Origin of the sequence: Paenibacillus praedii (assembly GCF_049725345.1) — a bacterium.
GTDB lineage: Bacteria > Bacillota > Bacilli > Paenibacillales > Paenibacillaceae > Pristimantibacillus.
This window is the reverse complement of the sequence record NZ_JBMWAM010000011.1, coordinates 75835-94359: the sequence shown is the minus strand read 5'-3', so window position 1 is coordinate 94359 and position 18525 is coordinate 75835. Positions and strand designations below refer to the sequence as shown.

Annotated in this window: 11 protein-coding genes and 1 pseudogene; 11 read left to right on the top strand and 1 reads right to left on the bottom strand. The window is 48.3% G+C overall.

Features of this window, described 5'->3' with window-relative positions; genetic code table 11:
• Window positions 1–60: 60 nt before the first annotated feature.
• The 6 genes from ACO9K6_RS12380 to ACO9K6_RS12355 all read left to right on the top strand — a co-directional run bounded on the left by ACO9K6_RS12380 (window position 61) and on the right by ACO9K6_RS12355 (window position 11567).
• Window positions 61–945, top strand: a complete 885-nt coding sequence (locus ACO9K6_RS12380; RefSeq protein ID WP_424767870.1) for an ROK family protein — start codon at window positions 61–63, stop codon at window positions 943–945.
• Between the two features lie 188 nt (window positions 946–1133).
• The gene (locus tag ACO9K6_RS12375; protein WP_424767869.1) at window positions 1134–7817 is read left to right on the top strand and encodes a GH32 C-terminal domain-containing protein; all 6684 of its coding nucleotides are present in this window, start codon (window positions 1134–1136) and stop codon (window positions 7815–7817) included.
• 78 nt (window positions 7818–7895) lie between these two features.
• Complete coding sequence (locus ACO9K6_RS12370; protein WP_424767868.1) at window positions 7896–9332, top strand: GH32 C-terminal domain-containing protein; 1437 nt, start codon at window positions 7896–7898, stop codon at window positions 9330–9332.
• A 622-nt stretch (window positions 9333–9954) separates the two neighbouring features.
• Complete coding sequence (locus ACO9K6_RS12365) at window positions 9955–10362, top strand: DUF2255 family protein (protein WP_424767867.1); 408 nt, start codon at window positions 9955–9957, stop codon at window positions 10360–10362.
• A gap of 244 nt (window positions 10363–10606) precedes the next feature.
• The gene (locus ACO9K6_RS12360) at window positions 10607–10957 is read left to right on the top strand and encodes a cyclophilin-like fold protein (RefSeq protein WP_424767866.1); all 351 of its coding nucleotides are present in this window, start codon (window positions 10607–10609) and stop codon (window positions 10955–10957) included.
• A gap of 76 nt (window positions 10958–11033) precedes the next feature.
• Entirely contained in the window at window positions 11034–11567 is a 534-nt protein-coding gene (locus ACO9K6_RS12355; protein ID WP_424767865.1) for a cyclophilin-like fold protein, read from the top strand.
• Window positions 11568–11808: 241 nt separating this feature from the next.
• On the opposite strand, the gene ACO9K6_RS12350 is transcribed toward ACO9K6_RS12355, so the two are convergent.
• On the bottom strand, window positions 11809–12402 hold the full coding sequence (locus ACO9K6_RS12350; RefSeq protein WP_424767864.1) for an SDR family NAD(P)-dependent oxidoreductase: 594 nt from the start codon (window positions 12400–12402) through the stop codon (window positions 11809–11811).
• A 240-nt stretch (window positions 12403–12642) separates the two neighbouring features.
• On the opposite strand from ACO9K6_RS12350, the gene ACO9K6_RS12345 reads away from it, so the two are divergent.
• The 5 genes and pseudogenes from ACO9K6_RS12345 (at window position 12643) to ACO9K6_RS12325 (ending at window position 18465) form a co-directional block, all read left to right on the top strand.
• Entirely contained in the window at window positions 12643–12861 is a 219-nt protein-coding gene (locus ACO9K6_RS12345; RefSeq protein WP_424767863.1) for a hypothetical protein, read from the top strand.
• A pseudogene (locus ACO9K6_RS12340) lies at window positions 12854–13546 on the top strand (LrgB family protein). The gene ACO9K6_RS12345 and the pseudogene ACO9K6_RS12340 overlap by 8 nt, the downstream one beginning before the upstream one ends.
• Window positions 13547–13777: 231 nt before the next feature.
• The gene (locus tag ACO9K6_RS12335; RefSeq protein ID WP_424767862.1) at window positions 13778–15262 is read left to right on the top strand and encodes a response regulator; all 1485 of its coding nucleotides are present in this window, start codon (window positions 13778–13780) and stop codon (window positions 15260–15262) included.
• Window positions 15263–15276: 14 nt separating this feature from the next.
• Window positions 15277–17031 carry a sensor histidine kinase gene (locus tag ACO9K6_RS12330; protein WP_424767861.1) on the top strand — a complete coding sequence of 585 codons (1755 nt, stop codon included), beginning with the start codon at window positions 15277–15279 and terminating at the stop codon, window positions 17029–17031.
• A gap of 93 nt (window positions 17032–17124) precedes the next feature.
• On the top strand, window positions 17125–18465 hold the full coding sequence (locus ACO9K6_RS12325) for an ABC transporter substrate-binding protein (protein ID WP_424767860.1): 1341 nt from the start codon (window positions 17125–17127) through the stop codon (window positions 18463–18465).
• The last annotated feature ends 60 nt before the right edge of the window (window positions 18466–18525 follow it).

Here is an 18525-nt window from a genome sequence, read left to right as displayed (position 1 = left end):
ATACTTCAGGCTGTCCTCGCAGGGCAGCCTTCGAATTATAGCTAGTTAGGGGATTAACGTATGACAATCGGAGCAATCGAAGCAGGCGGTACAAAAATAGTATGCGGCATTGGCAATGAGCACGGCATAATCAAGGACCGGATCAACTTTCCAACGGAGGAGCCGGTGCGTGTCATGGAGCAAGTCGTCGCTTACTTCAGAGACAAATCCGTAGAAGCGATCGGCATCGGGACATTTGGCCCGATTGATCTGGATCCTGGAAGCGGCACATTCGGCAGCATCACAACGACGCCAAAGCCTGGATGGTCTGGTTTTCCGTTCCTGGATACGCTTAAGAAGGAGTTCAGCGTGCCTTTTGGCTGGGATACCGACGTGAACGCGGCCGCATTCGGCGAAGCAAAGTGGGGCGCGGCGCGCGGTCTGGACAGCTGCGTGTATTTTACCGTAGGTACCGGTATCGGAGTCGGCGTATACGCTGAAGGACGGCTCGTTCATGGCATGACGCATCCAGAAGGCGGACATCTTCTGCCTCGTCGCCATCCTGAGGATCACTTTGAAGGCAGCTGCCCTTACCATGGCGATTGTCTGGAAGGATTGGCCGCGGGACCTGCCATCGAGATGCGCTGGGGTAAGAAGGGCGCGGAGCTAGGCAGCGATCACCCCGCATGGGCAATCGAGGCGTATTATCTCGGGCAAGCTGTCATGTCGACCATCCTTATGCTGTCCCCTAAACGAATCATTATGGGCGGAGGCGTCATGCATCAAGAGCAGCTGCTTCCGCTCATCCGTTCGGAGGTTAGCCGCATGCTGAATGGGTACGTCGACTCTGCAGCGCTTCGGAACGGTCTTGATGATTACATCATTGCTCCTGGGCTCGGCGACAACGCCGGATTATGCGGGGCGCTGGCGCTCGGTCTGGAGGCACTTAAGCGAAGCTCATCATAACGGGAACGGCTGTGCCGGCGATATTAGCCGGTTACAGCCGCTCATTAACATCATTCATCCAATCAGTCACAGAAACGTTTCCAACTCAGATATAACGCGCAGATCAGATTCTTTCTTCTCGTTATAAGTCGAATTGGAAGCGTTTCATTTTTGTAAGGCTCTAGAAATATGATCGAGGAGGCTTGTCAATGCTTAAAGGCTTTATTAAAAAGAAGCAAATTGCAATGGTTACTTCATTATTGTTAATCTTTCAATTAATCGTTCCTGCTGTTTTCGCGACTAGCGTTTCTGCTGAGGAGCTGCCGGTATCGGTTGATGTCTTCGAGATTCAGAATCCAGGCTTTGAAACCGGCGATTTAACAGGCTGGACTGTGGCTTCAGGCAGCGCATTTAGTTCAAGCAGCGTATCGAATGAAGCGACTTGGTGGGCGGAAGAAGTTCCGTATAACCAAGAAGGTGCCTATCATTTAAACGGTTGGAAAAGCGCAGAAGCAGCTACGGGCAAGCTTCGCTCCAGTACATTTATGTTAGGCGGCAGCGGCTGGATTAGTTTCAAGCTGGGCGGCGGCAAGAATACGGATAAGGTACATATCAACGTAGTGGAGGCGGCGACGGGCAAGCTAGTTGCCAGATATGGAAATACCGCATTTGCTGATGTGAATTTCCCTAATGAGGACCAAGGCATGCGGTTGGCTAATATGGTACAGTATAAAGCCGATTTGTCCGCGCATCTGGGCAAGAATCTGTACCTGGAAATCGTAGATCAAGCAAGCAGTGATTGGGGCGTGATCTTTGCGGATGCCTTCTTTACTTATCACACGGCCGAGCCGATTGAAGGCGTGATTGCAACGGATCTTACACCGGATCTTACCGGAGCGCAGGTTCAAAATGCTGGGTTTGAAACCGGCGATTTGACGGGCTGGACTGTGGCCTCCGGCAGCGCTTTTGGTTCAAACAGCGTATCGAACGAAACGACTTGGTGGGAGGAAGAAATTCCTTACAATCAGGAGGGCTCCTATCACCTGAATGGATGGGAAACAGCTGAGGCCAATAAGGGCAAGCTTCGCTCCAGCACCTTCAAGTTAGGCGGCAGCGGCTGGGTCAGCTTCAAGCTGGGCGGCGGCAAAAATATCGAGATGATGCATGTGGATGTTGTTGAAGCGGAAACGGGGAAAGTAGTTGCTAGATATGGAAATACCGAATTTGCGGACGTAAGCTTCCCGCATGAGGATCAGGGCATGCGTCTGGCCAATATGGTGCAGTATAAGGCCGACTTGTCGGGTCATATTGGTAAAAATCTATATTTGGAAATCGTTGATGAAGCAACCTCTGACTGGGGCGTCCTCTTCGCAGATGCTTTCTTCATGTATCTGGAGGCAGAGCCAATGGCAGGAGTTTTGGCAACCAATTTGTATCAGACGGAAATTACGAACGAACTTGTAAACCCAGGCTTCGAGACGGGGAATATGGCGGGGTGGACCGTCGTTTCAGGTGGAGCCTTTGGTCCTGATAGTGTGTCAAGCGATGCCACATGGTGGGCAGAAAATATTCCATACAATCAGGAAGGTACTTATCACTTGAACGGTTGGAAGTATCCAGAAGCGGAAACAGGAGTTGTTCGTTCTTCAATTTTCCAATTGGGCGGGAGCGGTTGGATCAGCTTTAAATTGGGCGGGGCTAAAAATTCGAGCAAAGGTTTCATTAATATCGTCGAGGCGGATACGGGTACGATCATTGCCAGATACGGCAATAGCGAATTTGCGAACATCAATTTCCCAGATCCGGAAAGAGGCATGCGTTTGGCGAATATGGAGCAGTACAAAGCCGATCTGTCCGCACATCTCGGCAAGCTGCTGTATGTAGAGATCGTCGATCATGCGACGAATGATTGGGGTATGATTATGGCGGATGCGTTCTTCATGAATCATGAAGCGGAACCGGCTGTAGGCGTTACTGCAATCGATATCAAACCGGATTTCGATCTTTACCAAATCGATAATCCAAGCTTTGAATCTGGAAATTTAACAGGTTGGACGATTGTTGAAGGTCAGGCATTTAGGAGCGACAGCGTTTCGGACGAAACGACGTTCTGGGGCGAAAATATTCCGTATAATCAGGAAGGAAATTATCACTTGAACGGCTTTAGAAGCACGGAAGCCGATACCGGAAAGCTTCGTTCTTCAACGTTCGAGCTAGGCGGCACGGGCTGGATCAGCTTTAGACTTGGCGGCGGCAAGCATACGGATCAAGCGTACATCAATGTCGTCGACGCGGATTCTGGCCTATTGATTGCCAGATACGGCAATACTGAATTTTCTGAAGAAAATTTCCCGAATCCAGATCAAGGATTGCGTCTGGCGAACATGGAGCAGTATAGAGCTGATTTGTCCAAGCATATAAGTAAGAATTTGTATCTTGAAATCGTCGATAACGCAACATCGGATTGGGGCATGATTTTTGCGGACGCCTTCCACACTTTCCATGAGATCGCACCAGCAGAAGGGGTCTATGCGGTAAACATCATGCCTACGGAAATTACTAATCGAGGCTTTGAAACCGGTGATTTGTCAGGCTGGACAGTAGAAGGAAACGGCTTCCAAGTGATGAATGAGGCTCATGAGGCGAAGGAAGGAACGTTCTACGCCGCATCCGGTTATGAAGGCGAAGGTTCCATTGCATCCAATGTCTTTAAGCTTCAAGGTGCAGGCATAATCAACTTTACAATTTTGGATATTCATAACCCTGAACAGGCGTATGTCGCACTATTCGATGCAGCCAGCCATGTAATGCTCAAGAAGACAGGAGACGTGAGTGGAAATACACAAATTTCCTGGGGCGTTCAAGAACATTTCGGCAAAGAAGTATACGTAAAGGTAATTGACGTTTCGAATGCAGCAAGAATTGCAGTCGACGGCTTTGAGGCGCATGCGGTCGGAACCATTGCTTACTTAAGCCTTGATGACGGCAGCGGGAAGACGGCGTTGGAAGCAGTTCGCAATCTTGAGCACGATGTGAATTACGTGTTCAATGAAGCGAGATACATGAGTTCGAAGGATCCTAGGTGGACTCCGAACGGGGTGAAAGGCGGCGCCTTGCTGTTTGATGGATATTCCAATTATATCGAGATTGATGCCGAGGAGACCGTGCCCGTCAGCGATGCGTTGACCATCGAAGCGTGGGTGGCCCCGCGCAGTTATGAGTGGGGAGACGGAAACAAGCTGTCCGCGATTGTCAATCAATCCGATCCGGATAAAGCCGAAGGCTTTGCCCTCGGTATGTATCGTCACGGCTCATGGTCGATGCAGGTTGGCATTGGCGGAGAGTGGATACAGGTATGGGTGCACAGTCATCCATTGGAGAAATACGAGTGGAATCATGTGGTCGCAACATTCGATAAAGATGCCGGAAAGATTACGTTATATTTAAACGGAGTGGAAGTGGCTTCTCAAGAGACACCTGACCACGTTCCAATTACGCCGTCAACGGAAAATCTGATCATCGGAAAAAACAGTAAGCCCGTCGAGTTTGCCGGTTTGTTCTCCTACAATATGTTCAGCGGGCTTGTGGATGAAGTAAGCCTGCGCAATGAAGCATTGACAGCGCAGGAGGTGCTTGCGCAGTATGAGAGCGTGAAGTCGTTGCACGACGGGGCAGTTCCAAATATTCCGAATGCGGATATTGACGAGGATCCAAGCGTATTCGACGGCGATCAACATCGCCCTCAATACCATGCCATCCCGCCTCAAAATTGGATGAACGAGGCCCATGCGCCGATTTATTACAACGGCCAATATCATCTGTTCTATCAGCATAATCCTCAAGGCCCTTTCTGGCATCAAATTCACTGGGGCCACTGGGTCAGCGACGATATGGTGCACTGGGAGAATGTAAGGCCTGCTCTCGCTCCGGAAGCCGGCACCCTGGATCCTGATGGAATATGGTCAGGGGGAGCGGCATATGACCGAGACGGAAATCCCGTTCTCTTTTATACGGCGGGTAACGACTCCCTGTCTCCGAATCAAAGAACAGCGATTGCAACACCGGCCGATTTAACAGATCCGAATCTGGAGGAGTGGGTAAAACATCCCGTGCCTGTAACGGAACAAAACGGAATCGGCATTCATAATGAATTCCGGGATCCGTACGTATGGTACGACGAAGAGGTCGATAAGTGGTATCAATTGGTTACCTCCGGGCTTCAGGACTACAGCAGCGGCACGGCTTTGGTCTATGTATCCGACGATATGTACAATTGGGAGTACAAGGGGCCTTTATACGTCAGCGATAGAAGCGTTTACCCGGAACTTGGAACGGTATGGGAATTGCCGGTGCTGCTGCCGTTAGGTACAGACAGCGAGGGGAATAAAAAGCACATTTTTATGATCAACCCTCACGAAAAGCCTAATCATGTTCCGCCGTCTAACGATGTGCAGAGAGATGTTGAGGTGTTCTATTGGATCGGCACATGGGATCGTGATAACTTCCGGTTTATTCCGGACCAGGAGGCGCCTTCGAAGCTGGATGTGGGCGATGGTTACTTAACGGCAGAAAGCGGTCTGGTCACGCCGGACGGCAGAACGGTCGTCTTCTCGATGGTACAGAACGTCAGAACGCCGCAAGCTGAATACTTATCAGGCTGGGCACACAATTTGGCGTTGCCGATAGCTTTGAGTTTGGACTCGAATGACGAGTTGAAAATCGAACCGATAGAGGAATTGCAAAGCTTGAGAGGAAACAAAGTCGTCGATTTTACGAACAAAAACATGGCAAGCGCTAATGCTCTTATTAAAGATGTTAAAGGCGATATGCTGGAAATTGTAATGAATATTGATCCGGGCAACGCCCAGAAGTTTGGTCTGAAGGTGCGACGTTCCGATAACGGTGAAGAGGAGACGCTTATCTACTACGATAAGACCAATGAAACCTTTAACGTAGATCGTACGAAGAGCAGCATCGATCCGGATGTCCGCGTGGACGGTATCCAGGGAGGCTATGTCGATCTGGATGGCGAGAACCTGAAACTCCATATCTATCTAGATCGTTCCGTCGTCGAAGCGTTCGCTAACTACAAAAAGAAATTAACAACGCGCGTCTATACAGGCAGATATGACTCGTTAGGCTTACAAGTCTGGGCAGATGGCGACATTACCGTAAAGTCTATGGAAGTTTGGGAAATGAATGCGTTGACGGGCGAGCCGGCCGCACCGGTCTATGTGCCGGAAAACTGGGACAACTCCGAGTACAAGGATATTACAGGTCTGTCTAACCATGATTTTGCTACCGGCGACTTAACAGGCTGGATAACGGAAGGGAATGCATTTCAGGATCTTCATGTGACCAATGTAGAGAAATTCTGGGGTGAGATTTATTTCAATCCTTCGCAAAAGATTCCGGGGGGCTATCATTTATGGGGCTACAATGAAGCGGCCGGCGGTGACAGCTTAACGGGCACACTTAGGTCGCAAAATTTCGTTCTTGGCGGAAACGGCAAAATTGATTTCCTCGTCAGCGGCGGCCGCGATATCGATCGTTTATACGTTGCTCTCGTCAGAGCTTCGGATGGAGAAGCGTTGTTCAAAGCGACTGCAACCAACTACGAGGAATATCAACGAAGGATATGGGACGCATCTGATTATATCGGAGAGGAGCTTTATATTAAGGTTGTTGACCAATCAACCGGCGGCTTTGGGCATATCAACGTCGATGATTTCCACGTGCCGGTTCGAATCCAGAAAAATAGTGCGCCAGCCGTTCCATCCAATCCGAATGAAGACTTGATCGCCAATCCGAAAGCGAACGCACAAGGGAAGATTCCGGTCGTAATCGCAAATGGAAAGAAGAAGGTATTACTGCCTGCCAATGCGGCTGCAATCGATGGCCAAACTAGCTTGAGCATTACGAATGCGAGCGAGGATGTGGAACTTGAAATTCCGGCCGAGGTTTTAACGGATTTACAAGGACTTGTCGATGATGCTGAGCTGGAGCATGCTCGAATTTTGTTTGAAATGGACACGATTTCTTCCGACATCGTCAATGAGCTGCTGGTCAAGGCAAAATCCAAAAACCATACGGATGTAAAAACAGCCGGTGATGTTTTTGAATTTAATCTGGCCTTGGTAATGAAGGATGGAAGCATCAGAAAGCTGACGAATTTCTCGAAACCAATTCAAATCAAGTTGAGCGTAAGACATGATGTAAACCGGGATCTTATCGGAATCTATTACATCGCGGACGACGGCAATTTGGAATATGTTGGCGGAAAGTACGAGGATGGAAAGCTTTCCGCGAACTTGAGGCACTTCAGTAAATATGCCGTCCTGGAATATGACAAATCGTTCGAAGATGTTAGTGAGCAGTATTGGGCCCACGATGTGATTAAGAAACTGGCTGCAAAGCATATTGTTACCGGCATCAGCGAAACCGAGTTCGGACCTTCAAAAGAAGTAAACCGTGCGGAATTTACAGCATTTATCACAAGGGCCCTCCAACTAGAAGCAACAACTGGGCCGAGCTTTAAAGATGTAGACAGTGCCAAGTGGTACGCTGAAGCTATAGCAGCAGCCTTCGAAGCGGGAATCGTAACCGGGCATAGTGCGGATGAATTTGCTCCGAACGATACTATCACTCGTCAAGAAATGGCAATGATCATCATAAGAGCGTATGAGTATAAGACAGGCAATCATGTCACATCTTCGGTGGATGCTCACTTTACGGATGATGCTAGTATCAGCGACTGGGCTAAAGAGGCAGTAAATGCTGCTGCTGATCTCGGCCTCATCCAAGGTAAAGGCAACAAGCAATTTGTTCCGAAAGGACATGCAAACCGAGCCGAAAGTGTGCAGGTTGTGTCGAATCTGCTTTCTGCACTCTAGAGTAATAAAGAAGCCCAAGGCTGTGTCTACTGTCATAGTCTTGGGCTTTCATTCAAAATAGACGGGAGACTGCACTTAATGAAAGACTTTTTCTATCGTCCTGAGAATGCCTGGGTCGGCGATGTTATTCCCTATTATGAAGATCAGGAATTTAAACTGTTCTATCTTCACGGCTGGAGAGAGAATTATCGAGAAGGTCTGCAGAAAGGTTGGCATTTGATCGGAACGACTGACTTCTGTGAATATCGGGAATTCGGGGCTTGCAACATTCTTGGTGGAACAGGGCATGTTCTGAAAGTAGAGGATACCTATCACTTGTATTATTGCATCTTCCCGGAAGGTAAACAGTTGGTCTGTCATGCAACCGGTACGGATCTCATGAACTGGACTCCGATACCGGAAGACACCTTCTCCGCCGATGACCAGATTTACGAGCTTTCCGACTGGAGGGATCCTTTTGTGTTCTGGAACGAGGAGGAGGGGCAATATTGGATGCTCCTTGCGGCGATGGCAAAGGGCCCTTCCAGTCGCAAGGGGTGTGTAGCCTTGCTCACTTCACAGGACTTGAGGAAGTGGGCATATCGTGAACCGCTTTATGCTCCGAATCTTCATGTCGGGGCTCACGAATGCCCGGATATGTTCCGGATAGGCGATTGGTGGTATTTAATTTACTCCAACTACACGGACCGATTTGGAACCTTCTATCGCATGAGCCGCTCGATAAATGGTCCTTGGATCACGCCCAAAGTCGATACGTTCGACGGCAGGGCATTCTATGCGGCGAAGTCTGTATCGGACGGGCAGAACCGTTATCTATTCGGCTGGAACCCAACGAAAAACGAAGACTTGTTCGGATGGAACCCTCCAAAATACGCAGGTAAAGACTATCATACATGGGATTGGGGCGGCAATCTTATTGTTCATGAGATTATCCAGCGTCCGGATGGCACACTTGCGGTGAAGGTCCCTGATGCTGTGAATGCGGCGTTCACGGTCGAGCAGCCCCTTCATATGCAATTGATTACGGGTGAATGGAGGAATACGGACTCAGGAGAGTATGAATGCGATTCTCCATATGCATTTGCAGCGAGCTTGAGTGCAGAAGATCTGCCCGATCTATGCAAAATATCAGCAGATATCCGCTTCTCGGAGCATACACAAGGATTAGGATTTATGCTGCGCGCGGGTACGGGACTGGACGCCGCTTATTATGTGACGCTGGAGCCGCAACGCAATCGGATCACGTTTCGCGGGCCTATCATGCAAAGCGAGGAAGGCGGCAAGACATTCCCTTACGAGGTGGAATTGGAACGCCCAATCGAGCTTCAGCCAGAAAACGACTATAATATATTGATCTTCATCGATGGATCGATCTGCGAAGTCTATGTCAATGGAGAAGCTGCCATGAGTGCCAGAATGTACGATTTAGAACAAGGCAGACTCGGTTTGTTTGTTAGTCAAGGAAACGCACATTTCAAGCATGTCAAAATGGAAACGAAAAGCTATGAGGATTGATAAGATTATTGGTCTCGTTCCGGAATGCTTTCTATGCAGTAGAGAAATATCCAAATTCCAAGTCAAATTTATTAATTGAAAACGGTTTCTAAAAAGTGGGAAGTCATATCGATAACACAATAAACGAAATGGGCTCCCTTACCTAAACAGATTCAATAAATGCGACAATTCAAATGCTTGGTTCGATTTGGAAAGAACATATATTACAAGAAGCTGCGATGTTGCGGCTTTTTTCTCGTTTAGGAAATTATGCAACTCTAAGAATGGTAGGCGAAATCATCATGTTAACCTCTATCCTGTTTCCTATTCAGGATATTGGCTGCTAAAGGTAATTAATACAGGAACCGGGTGGAGAAAAGGAGGGATTGCGGTGCGGGAACATCGTTTGAAACGGTTCGATGGGCTGCCGATTAAAAGCAAAGTCTCCTCATAATGAAGATGGTCGCCTTTCTAAAATAATAGGCAATGATTGATGGTTTGTTTAGTAATCGACACATCGTGAGGAATTGATTATTGCAAGCATTTTATTCCTGCTTACAATTATAAATATGAGTTGATTAAACAATCAATGTTTATTTCGTTCGACGGTAGCGAAATTATGATGACAAGGAGGATGCAATTCATGGATACATGGTCGAAAGAGGAACTGCAAAAGATTACTAAAGCAGATGACCTGCACATCTCGCCGTTCCGTGAAGACGGAGTAACATACGGTACCCCGACTTGGGTTTGGTCCGTTGTGGTTGACGGTTCACTCTATGTACGCGCCTACAATGGGCAGAACTCTCGTTGGTACCAGGCAGCTACACGGCAGCGGAGAGGGCGAATCACGGTCGCCGGCATTACGAAGGAAGTCGCGTTTGAACCGATCGATGGGCAGATAGGCGACCTTATCGACAATGCGTACCGTTCGAAATATAAGGGGAGCCCCTATTTAAATTCGATGATCAGCACGCGAGCCCGTTCTGCGACCGTCAAAGTTATACCGCTCTCTACGACGAAGTTGAGAACGTTCAGGCAGGGAGAATAAATGTCCAATACTTTACTGTTTGCAGCAACAATGAAAATGATGCAATGCAGATTTCGATGGAGAATGCACAACAGGAGGAGACCTCCTCAGGGACTGAATCTGGGGAATACGACGAGATTGGATCCGGGTCTCATCTTGTGAAGTTCCCTGACCTGAGAAAATTTCCGAGCAACATTCTCCAACGGAACCCGGCAGCGTGCGGATTGAAACCGAAGAACAGAGCCAAGCGGAGGAGGAAACAAAGATGCAAATCAGTATTAAGGCTAACGGCATAACGACGGTATTCGAGCTGAATGACAGCCAAGCCGCCAAAGAATTGTATGCGCAACTGCCTTTAACGATTGGAATCGAAAATTACAGTAGCAATGAAAAAATCTTTTATCCGCCAGTAAAACTTAATTCAACCAATACGCCTTTGGCAAGTCCACAGCCTGGAACGCTTGCGTACTATGCGCCTTGGGGCGACGTGGTGATGTTTTACGACAGCTCTGGTTCCGCAAGCGGTCTGTATGAGTTGGGGAATGCCATATCAGGCGGAGAGCTTATCGGAAGCATGTCAGGTACGATACAAGTTGAGAAAATGGAAACAGAGTAAGTACCCGGCGAGCAGTAGAAGAAGGACGCATTGATTCCAGTGTTGAGATTTATTTGATGAAACGTGGGGAAAACAAATGAAACAGCTTTTTGTATTAGTCTATGTTTTGATGATGCTTTTTTCCCTGGCAGCTTGCGGCGGAGTCACTGAGTCGGACCAAGCTCCAGCCCGAAATGCCTTGACAGAAGATCCGTCATCTATGCCTGGTAACGTTCTGATTGAAAAAGAGGAAACGAACCAGTCTGAGGAAGAAACGAGTTTGCAGATCAGTATTCAGGCAAACGACAATACAACGATTTTTGAGCTGAATAACAGCCAGGCCGCCAAAACGTTATATGCGCAGCTTCCGTTAACGATCGATGTTGAAGATTACAGCAACAATGAAAAAATCTTTTATCCACCGGATAAACTTGATACAACCGATACACCATTGGCGGAGGGGGAACTCGGAACCCTGGCATATTATGCGCCATGGGGCGACGTGGTGATGTTCTACGATAGCTTCGCTTCCGCAAGCGGGCTGTTTGAACTGGGACGAGCCATATCAGGATTTGACCATATCGAAAATATGTCTGGCGTGATACAAATTGAGAAAGTTGAGCAGGGATAAGACTAAAGCACAGTATGATCCACGTCATTATGAAAGCAGCGGAGCCGCGGGGGTTTTCGGGCTCTGCTTTATTATGATTCGTGAAACGTCACACAGGCGCAGCAACGTTCGACGGCGAATAAGACGGGATTGCGGTTGTCCCTTCCCGATAAAGACTCTTTCATTATAGAGACATAATCGGGGACACTCATGTCCATCGACGTCGGCACCGAATTGACAAATTTCCCTTTCACATAGTTATTTAACTTCGAGTATTGCTCTTTTTGCGCTTTGGTTGGATTTCCGCCGAATGCCGTTTCCCGGAGGGGGCTACAGCTATTGCATAGCTCTCGGCATTATGATCTGCAACATAGTCGGTTCTCGGGATCGGCGGGGCGGCATTATGTTCCAGATCTAATTGATGTCCAAGGGTGAAATGCTCCTCCATCGTAACCCGGCCGCACATCCAAGCTTTAACGCCGAAACGCTCATGAATTTTTTCGTATAGAGCTGCGAAATCCGTTTCTCGTTGCACCTTCAAAAAATTCCTGCGACTTTCCCATCCAATGAAGTGGCCATGTGGCAAATGATATATGGTCTGTCCAATCGTATTATCCCCTTTAACGATAAAATACTGCCCCATAATTAGGTTTACGGGGCAGTGCAGGTGAGTTAACTCGACAGCACAGGAAATGTCGGCATCCGGTAAGTATTCGACAAGAGCTTTTAAGCAGTCTTCCCGACGAGCCGAAATGACTAATTTTGCACCTTCTTGCGCGAGTTTCTTAGTGGTGGCTTCACCAATTCCACTTGATGCCCCCATAATAACAATAACCTTACCTTGAATGTTTATCATTTACCAAAACCTCCTATTAGGTATTGGTCATTGCCAGCTAGTTCATTTGTGCGGACAAGGAAGTCGGAAAATAACGATTCCTTACCCTCTTTTATAACATGGGGTGTTTAAAGTAATCGGATCGTTTAAACAACTCATGTAGATTATTATATACAAGGGTGGGGGTTATACCGTTATAATGGAATCTACTACATTCAGTTTTATAGAAATATGAGGGATTAATCATGAGAGGTTTAGCTCTTGCTCGGATATACGTTAATAGGCAATGCCGTTCAGAAGCTGTTGTCATTACCGCTGTCCGGTAACGTAATCGGGTTGATGCTGCTTGTCCTCAGTTTGTTCGCGGGGTGGCTGGCGGTGTCCGCGGTTCTGGTCGGGGCAACCCTCATCGTACTGTTCGTAACGGGCAAGTTGTCTTCATGGCAAGCGGTTAGAAAGAAGGAACGTTCGAATGAATGAGCTATGGACGCAACAGCCGTTGTTCGGGATCACGGTGACCGTAACGTTCTACGTTGCCGGAAAAGCAATTAACCGGCGATTCCGTTTCCTTAATCCCTTATTGATTGCATCAGGAGGGATTATGGCTCTCATTCTGGTGCTGGATATCCCTTATGAGCACTATAGCGCAGGGGGAGAACTCATCACCTTTTTTCTAGGTCCCGCGACCTTAGCGCTCGCCGTTCCGTTCTAAAAATACGCGGGCAAGCTGAAGGGGCAGCTGCTGCCGATTGCCGCGGGATTAAGCGCAGGGCTCTTCTGCGGCATGCTTACCGTATTAGGATTATCCATCCTTCTGTGAGCGTCCGAGCACATCATGCTAACCCTGCTGCCGAAATCGGTTACCACTCCAGTAGCGATTGAAGTGGCAAAGTCCATCGCCGGTATCCCGGAATTGGCAGGCGTATTTGCCGTCTTAACGGGGCTTTTAGGCAGCATCATCGGCCCCACGTTCTTGAAGCTATGCAGAATAAACAGCGATGCAGCCGTAGGCGGCGATGGGAACGGCCGCACATGGCATCGGAACCGCACGCATTTTGCGCGATTCCGAAACCAAAGGGAGCATCAGCGCATTTGCAATGGGCTTGTCGAGCATGCTTACGCCCTTGTTTTGCATGCCGTTTATTTGGTGGCTTCAATAAGATGAAACCGAATACGCGAGCAACCTAAGCGGGTGACAATGTCAGTTACAAAGACATAGTTACCCGCTGTTTTCGCATTCCGTTTACGCATAATTCCGCGAAAGCTACTGAACCTAAAAAAAACAGAATGAAATGCAGAATAATTAGCCGTATAACAAACGGAACAAGTAAGTTACGATGGATGAAACATGATAGGCGAATACCCGAAAATACTACAATCAGGAGGAAATAATGGCATGCTGAAGGCTGTTGTTTTTGATGATGAGAATATCGTGCTGATGGGGCTAAGAGCGGTAATCGACTGGGAAAGCTACGGCATCGAGTTGGTGGGGACGGCCGATAACGGAATCGAGGCTCTTCATCTCTTCAGAGAACTGCGTCCTGATATTGTGCTTACCGACATTCGAATGCCTGGCATTGACGGTCTTGATTTAATCGAAACGATCTCGATGGAAGCGCCGGATACGATGTTTGTCGTGTTCAGCGGCTTTAACGAGTTCGAATACGTTCGCCGGGCTATCGGGCTTGGCGTTGTTGATTACCTGGAAAAACCGGTTACCGTGGATAAAATCAGAACCGCGGTTGAAAAAACAATTAAGCTAATCGTGGAACAGTATGAGATTAGCGCGATGAAAACCACATTGCAAAAAAATCAAACGGATTTGCTAGAAAAAGCAACGCTTGAATTGTTGTTAACCGGCGAACGGGCACTCGGGAAGTGGAGACGCCTTTACGGTGAATCGGAACGGATTGAAGGCGTAACCGTCCTTGCTTTGAACGAGGAGAATCATGGGCTGCCGAATAACATGGCGAGCGATTGTATTCACGTGAGCAACGGTCCCGAACGTCTCGTCGTCATGGTTCATCGGGAATCTCCTAAAGAACCGCTATGGGAAACCTGGATGGAGCGTGCGAATGAAACGGACAGATTGTTTGGTTCGGGACGGACGTACTCCTCGATGGCTGACGCGCCTAAGAGCTATAGAGAGGCAGTAAGGGCTCTTCGGTACGGTAGGTTTATGAAAGAAACAGGCTGGATTCGCATTCAGGATATAGAAGGAAGCGCTGATTTTCCAATCGATTTAAGCAAATATGAAGAAGCGGTCATTCTTTCGCTGCGGACTTTGGACATAGAAGGTCTGGAGAAGGCGTTAGAGTTTTTCCAGACTTGGATGGAAAAACAAAGGTTGGAGCCCGAAAAGGCCGAGCATGAAATATTGAAGCTTGTCTATCGGGGGCTTGAAGTCGTGAAGGACGTAGACCGCGATGTTCTATTGCCCGGGAGTATCCCGCATCAAGAATTAAGCAGCATGCATACAAGAGAGGACATGATGTTATGGCTCCGTGCACGGCTAGTGTCCATCATGGAGTGGCTGAGGGAACATCGAACCTCCAACAAAAATGTGGCGGTCGAAAAAGCGCTCGCTTATTTGGATGCTCATTACGGCCATGATGTATATCTACAGGAATTAGCAGAGCATGTCGGGTTAAATCCGACTTATTTCAGTCTCCTGTTCCGGGAGCAAATGGGAATCACCTATATCAAATATCTTACCCATCTGCGTATGGAGAAAGCCAAGCTCATGCTCCAGCAAGGCTTGCGCGTCAATGACGTAAGCGAGAGGGTCGGCTATTTGAATCACAGACACTTCAACGAGATATTCAAGAAACATGCCGGCATGACTCCGGGGCAATACAAGGAGAAACATGCCTCGCGCTGAGGATGATGATGAGGATGAAAAACGTATTCGACCGATTGAGCTTCAAACGCGTTCGCAGCCGCATTCTTGCCGCCATGATTCTTTTATCGCTGCCGCTCATTATTTTGTTGGGTTACATTTCTATTAATATTACGAACGACGCGTTGATCGAGGTCAATGAGAAGTCCAACAAAGACCAACTCAGGACCTCCAGCGAAGTGGCGGACTTGCTCTTCGGCAATATTAATTCCCTGCATTGGTCGCTTGTCAGCAACAAAGAAATACGGGATGAATTACGGAGCAACGGCCAGAATCCCGGCATTCGCCCCGATATTCAGACGCTCCGGACTTCGACGCGCTTACAACGGATGGTAAGCAGTAGCCATGCCGATACGCGATACGTGAAATCCATTTGCATTTTTGATTTGCGGTTTAGCATTTATTGCTCGGGGCGATCGGATGACGTCGGCACGTTCGAAGGAGAGGACAAAATTTCGCGAATCCAAGCATCGCAGTGGTATGCCAACGCCTATAAGAATAAAGGCAAAATCGAGTACCTTCCCGCCGACCTGTTCGGTGAATCGGACGAGACGTTCTCCACCGTCAAGCTGTTTCGCGATGCCGACAATGACGGGGCTCCCATAGGCATCTTGGTCATTAACGTTTCGAAATCTATATTCAACAAAGTATTTAATGCTGGCGGCTCGGAATACGGCGCTTATATGGCGATCGACCATATGGAGGGAACTCCGATGGCCGTCTATAACAGCTCCATCGACATTCCGCTGGTAAGCGGAGGAATGAACGAAGTGTTAGGACAGCTAGAGGCGCAAGGTTATGTCATTAGTTCCCACTATAATCAGTCCTCCAAATGGACGCTGGTGCACTTAGTGCAGAAAAAAGAATTGCTCGGAGAAGCCGGGAATTTAAAATGGGTCACGACTTTGATTGCGGCCGCATTCGCGTTGTTCGCCATAGCCGTGTCTTACATCATATCAGGGACGATTACGAGATCGTTGCTGCAAGTGAAAAAGATGATGCTGGACTGGACCAAAGGCGTCAAGGAATTCCCGGAAGTATTCGCGCAAGATGAAGTTGGCGTTATCGGCAATACGTTCAGACGCATTGCGATCGAGTACCACGAGTTGAATGAGAAGCTGGTGCATTCCGAGTTGAAGGAGAAGGAAGCGGAGCTGCGCGTCTTGCAGTCGCAAATTAAACCTCATTTCTTATACAACACGTTGGATTCGATGTACTGGATGGCCTATCTCGAAAAAAACTATAAGGTCGCGGACATGGCCGTATCCCTCTCGGAAAGCTTTAAGCTCAGTCTGAACAAAGGAAAAGAAATGATGCCCGTATATAACGAATTGAAGCATATCCAACATTACATGAAGATACAAAATATACGTTTCAGCGACCGATTCAGCTATGAGGAGGAAGTAGACGAGGCTATCTTGGGCATGGAAATGTTGAAGTTATTATTGCAGCCCCTCGTCGAAAATTCGATCTATCACGGTCTGGAGAGGAAAATCGGGAAAGGCATGATTCGGCTGACAGGTCGCAAGGAGGGTCACTACCTGGTGTTTACGGTTGAAGACGATGGTGTCGGCATGGAAGATGTAAGACGAACGGAACAAGGATACGGCCTGAGAAACGTCAAGGAGCGTCTTCAGCTTTATTATGGGCCGGATAGCTCGATGGATATATGGAGCGCCAAAGGAGAAGGAACCAAAGTCACGTTAAAATTCAATCCCCTGCCACCAAAAGAAACCGGAATGAATACCTGAACAATGAAGCGCTTACAGAATTCTTGGATGCGAATTACAATAAGAACAGCAGAAGGCCGCAAGCTTTCCAGCAAACGACTAGGGGGAATAGAGATGCATAATCGAGGCAGGAAAAAGTGGTTAAGTTTGCTAAGCGCTGTTCTTGTTGTAGCTACCGTATCCGCATGCGGAAACGGGAATTCGAACGAGAATACCGGCTCCAACGCGGGGCAGAACGGGAATGCGGATAAGGAAGTAACGCTTACGCTTATGACCGGGAATACGCAGGATACGGTGAATACGGCGAATGCGTTAATCGACGGATTCAAGAAGCTACATCCTCACATTACGATTGAATTGGAGACGGGTCCCGGAGGCACGGAGCTGGACAACCTCGTAAAAACTCGACTGGCAACCGGCGATATGGCGGATATCTTCTTCTATAACTCCGGCTCGCTGATGAAAGCGCTGAATCCGGAAGAGAATCTGCTGGATTTAACGAACGAGTCGTTTATGGACAATGTTATCGATTCATACAAACCAACCGTTTCGGTCAATGATAAAGTTTTTGGAGTGCCTGCGGGTTCGACGGTGGCCGGCGGCTGGTTCTACAATAAAAAAGTTTATGCGGATTTGGGTCTTGAAGTACCTAAGACCTGGTCGGAGTTGATGGCAAACAACGAGAAGATTCTGGCGGCAGGCATCACTCCGGTAGTGGGGTCCTTCAAGGATACGTGGACTTCCCAAATCGTCGTGCTTGCCGATTTCTACAATGTACAAGCGCAGGTGCCGACTTTTGCCGATGATTACACGGCTCATAAGGCAACCAACGCGAATACTCCAGCTGCATTGCGCAGCTTCGAGAAGATGCAGGAGTTGAATGACAAAGGGTACTTCAACAAAGACAAACTGGCAACCACATACGATGCCGGCATGAAGATGGTGGCGGAAGGTAAAGGAGCTCATTATCCGATGCTCTCGCTCGCTACGCCGACAATCGCGCAAAACTTCCCTGATCTCGTTGAAAACCTTGGATTTTTCGCCCAGCCAAGCGACGATGCCTCTCAAAATGGTCTAACTGTATGGATGCCGACATCGGCTTACATTTATAAGGAGACTGAGCACGCTGAGGAAGCCAAACAGTTTCTGGCTTATATCGCTTCCATAGAGGGGAGCCAAGCGATTTCGGCCGTCTCCAAACCGGTCGGGCCATATCTGATTAAAGGTGCAGTTATTCCCGACGATGTAGCAACTTTGGTCAAGGAAATGCTACCCTACTTTGACACAGGCAAAACGGCGCCCGCTCTTGAATTCGTCTCTCCGATTAAAGGGCCGAGCTTAGAGCAGATTACGGTGGAAGTAGGCGCTGGCATCAAGACCGCGCAAGAATCGGCTGCCGCGTATGACAAAGATGTTGAGAAACAGGCCAAGCAGCTCGGTTTGGAAGGCTGGTAATTTCGTCCGGCATAGCGATAGGAATCTAGGATAGGAGGTTCGGCCCTGTGAAATCACGCA

Bases quoted from the DNA above. Each gene is read 5' to 3' on its own strand.
- ACO9K6_RS12355 (WP_424767865.1), top strand. From the start codon at position 11,034: ATGAAACAGCTTTTTGTATTAGTCTATGTTTTGATGATGCTTTTTTCC.
- ACO9K6_RS12375 (WP_424767869.1), top strand. From the start codon at position 1,134: ATGCTTAAAGGCTTTATTAAAAAGAAGCAAATTGCAATGGTTACTTCA.
- ACO9K6_RS12335 (WP_424767862.1), top strand. From the start codon at position 13,778: ATGCTGAAGGCTGTTGTTTTTGATGATGAGAATATCGTGCTGATGGGG.
- ACO9K6_RS12330 (WP_424767861.1), top strand. From the start codon at position 15,277: ATGAAAAACGTATTCGACCGATTGAGCTTCAAACGCGTTCGCAGCCGC.
- ACO9K6_RS12380 (WP_424767870.1), top strand. From the start codon at position 61: ATGACAATCGGAGCAATCGAAGCAGGCGGTACAAAAATAGTATGCGGC.
- ACO9K6_RS12365 (WP_424767867.1), top strand. From the start codon at position 9,955: ATGGATACATGGTCGAAAGAGGAACTGCAAAAGATTACTAAAGCAGAT.
- ACO9K6_RS12360 (WP_424767866.1), top strand. From the start codon at position 10,607: ATGCAAATCAGTATTAAGGCTAACGGCATAACGACGGTATTCGAGCTG.
- ACO9K6_RS12325 (WP_424767860.1), top strand. From the start codon at position 17,125: ATGCATAATCGAGGCAGGAAAAAGTGGTTAAGTTTGCTAAGCGCTGTT.
- ACO9K6_RS12350 (WP_424767864.1), bottom strand. From the start codon at position 12,402: ATGATAAACATTCAAGGTAAGGTTATTGTTATTATGGGGGCATCAAGT.
- ACO9K6_RS12370 (WP_424767868.1), top strand. From the start codon at position 7,896: ATGAAAGACTTTTTCTATCGTCCTGAGAATGCCTGGGTCGGCGATGTT.